The 2,092-nt window shown below is 43.3% G+C and carries 4 protein-coding genes; all 4 read left to right on the top strand.

Going from position 1 to position 2,092, the window contains the following annotated elements; genetic code table 11:
- Positions 1-301 (top strand): ion transporter (locus ACQY6Q_RS09835; RefSeq protein WP_427980798.1); only part of this gene is annotated, 301 nt, incomplete at its 5' end.
- 140 nt (positions 302-441) lie between these two features.
- Positions 442-681: a hypothetical protein gene (locus ACQY6Q_RS09830; protein ID WP_427980795.1), complete on the top strand. Its 240-nt coding sequence runs from the start codon at positions 442-444 to the stop codon at positions 679-681.
- Positions 682-865: 184 nt separating this feature from the next.
- Positions 866-1,273, top strand: coding sequence for a hypothetical protein (locus tag ACQY6Q_RS09825; protein WP_427980793.1), 408 nt, complete (start codon positions 866-868; stop codon positions 1,271-1,273).
- A 167-nt stretch (positions 1,274-1,440) separates the two neighbouring features.
- Entirely contained in the window at positions 1,441-1,707 is a 267-nt protein-coding gene (locus ACQY6Q_RS09820) for a hypothetical protein (RefSeq protein WP_427980791.1), read from the top strand.
- Positions 1,708-2,092 lie beyond the last annotated feature (385 nt).

Genomic DNA, 2,092 nt, shown 5'->3' with positions numbered 1-2,092 from the left:
CGATATCGCCATCTCCATGCTCACCCTATTTCGCGTGATGACCTTTGAGGATTGGACCGATGTGATGTACGAAACCATGCAAGTCTATAGCCTTAGCTGGATCTACTTCCTCAGTTTCATCTTTCTCTCGGCTTTTGCCTTTCTCAACATGGTGATTGGCATCGTGGTGAATGTGATGGAGCAAGAACACGCCAAGGTTCGCCAAGAAGACCAGCTGGCCGCCGGTACTCAAGAACCCAGCCTGCGCGAACTACAGCAACAGTTAGATGAAATAAAACAGCTGCTTAAGCAGCAAAAATAGTGACTTAATAAGCGAGCTTAAGGGCTGATAAGCCCTTAAGCCTTGTTGCTCCAAGCAGTAAAAGCGAACAAACATCAAACAAAACCTTGCTCCAAACCAAATGATAGTTAATGATAACTATTCGCAAAAAGTGTTTGGACATGACCATGAAACATCACTCTTCAACATCACCAAGGATCCAGTTAAGCCTCTCGGTAGATAAGCTACAACAATTGCTTGCCCAGGGAGCCATTTGCATCAATGACTTGGCCGATATACAGCCAGAAGCCAAGCGCGTGCTATGGAAGCTTTGCCTGCAAAACTGTAAATCCGGCGCGTGTGAACGGCGAGCAAAAGCGGTGAATGACGAAGAAAGGCTTAAGGTTAAGAACCTCGATTAACTGTTAGTAGCCTAAAGTTTGCGACGGCATAACCAAGTTAATAATCAAGAGCTAGCTTGTGGCCATTTGAACGAATAGTATTCTTTAATACTTCTCTAAAACCCTGCAGAGTAGAAACAAAGAAGGTAGTGTGAATAAGCGAACTATTTCACTTCTTGCTATAGCCTGCCTAATTGGCATGTTTATGTTAGGCATTTATTCCCATAGGGTTTACCAAAGAGTTATTACTAAACCAGAGTTGCCAAGGTTTAACTATGCCCTATGGGAGCTAATTGATACCAATAAAAGTGGAGCGCTAGATTTAGCACAGTTAGGCAATCAAGCGTGGATAAAAGTTTGTTTCCTTGGCCCCTACAATGAAGATTCAGCTAATTTACTTGGCTTTGATTGGGATATTGACGATTACACCAAGGCTTTACGCTCTGACGGACACACCGTACTGATATTCGCTTCAAACGAACATGTTGTAGATTATATTGTTCAACCCCGCAGCCATGGTGATTTTTGGGAGCTATCGGGCACTTGCTTAGCTCGTGAGGATTCAACGCTAGTGAGATCTAGTCATTCGCGCTCTTATAATCACAAAAACTAGAAGCATCTGAAATCAAGCCGACAACTTTTAATTGAAGCCGCGCTCGATACACCTAACCCAATAGCTCTCTTACAAAAACAAGTGACACACTAAGCCATCACTAGTATTATTTTTATCAGTAGAGTCTAAACCATAGCACATATACCATTCATCTTAAGAGGGAGCTCATGACTAAACACAAGAAGAAAGGGCTTGTCATGTTAGCTGTTAACTTTGTTGTACTAGTCGTCGCGTATATTCTATTGCAATTGGATATTGGAGGCTTACTTTCAGGAATAGTAATGGTAAGTGAGTTTTTTGTAATAATGATGATAACTATTCGCTACTTCGTTTATGACGCGAACGAAACGCCTCAATCTGTGCTTGATGACTTCGCAAAAAACGCTGCAAAATCCGAGGTTGAAGCCTTTAAAATTCGCTCAAATCGAGATTGAAGGGTGACGATGTCAGCATGCAAGCCGACTAGATAGAGAGTCTACGTCAAGAAGACCAGCTAGCCGCCGGTACTCAAGAACCCAGCCTGCGCGAACTACAACAACAGTTGGATGAAATAAAACAGCTGCTAAAGCATAAAACTTAAACGCTAGTCGCGGGTACTCAAGCTAACATATCCGCAGGGCAATAATAACGCTCGCGTAATCAGCGCGAGCGTTAAGTAAGCATGGGAGGAAATGGGATACTCAGTATTGCTCAAGTTATTATCCCTATCTCGGTGGGGTAGTTAACGCCTCAATAACCGGGGCGCGTTTTTTGGCGCGTCCGGCGCCGAAGGCGCGAAGTTGATTGATTTTTAAATGTCATTGAACCACTGAGGTTTGA

Origin of the sequence: Agarivorans sp., assembly GCF_050295395.1 — a bacterium.
In the GTDB taxonomy this organism is placed as follows: Bacteria; Pseudomonadota; Gammaproteobacteria; order Enterobacterales; family Celerinatantimonadaceae; genus Agarivorans.
Note: the sequence above shows the minus strand (reverse complement) of the source record. Positions and strands in the feature narration are given on the sequence as shown.

What these genes read in the sequence shown, in the direction of transcription:
- ACQY6Q_RS09830 (WP_427980795.1), top strand. Translation starts at nt 442, where the DNA reads ATGACCATGAAACATCACTCTTCAACATCACCAAGGATCCAGTTAAGC.
- ACQY6Q_RS09825 (WP_427980793.1), top strand. Translation starts at nt 866, where the DNA reads ATGTTAGGCATTTATTCCCATAGGGTTTACCAAAGAGTTATTACTAAA.
- ACQY6Q_RS09820 (WP_427980791.1), top strand. Translation starts at nt 1,441, where the DNA reads ATGACTAAACACAAGAAGAAAGGGCTTGTCATGTTAGCTGTTAACTTT.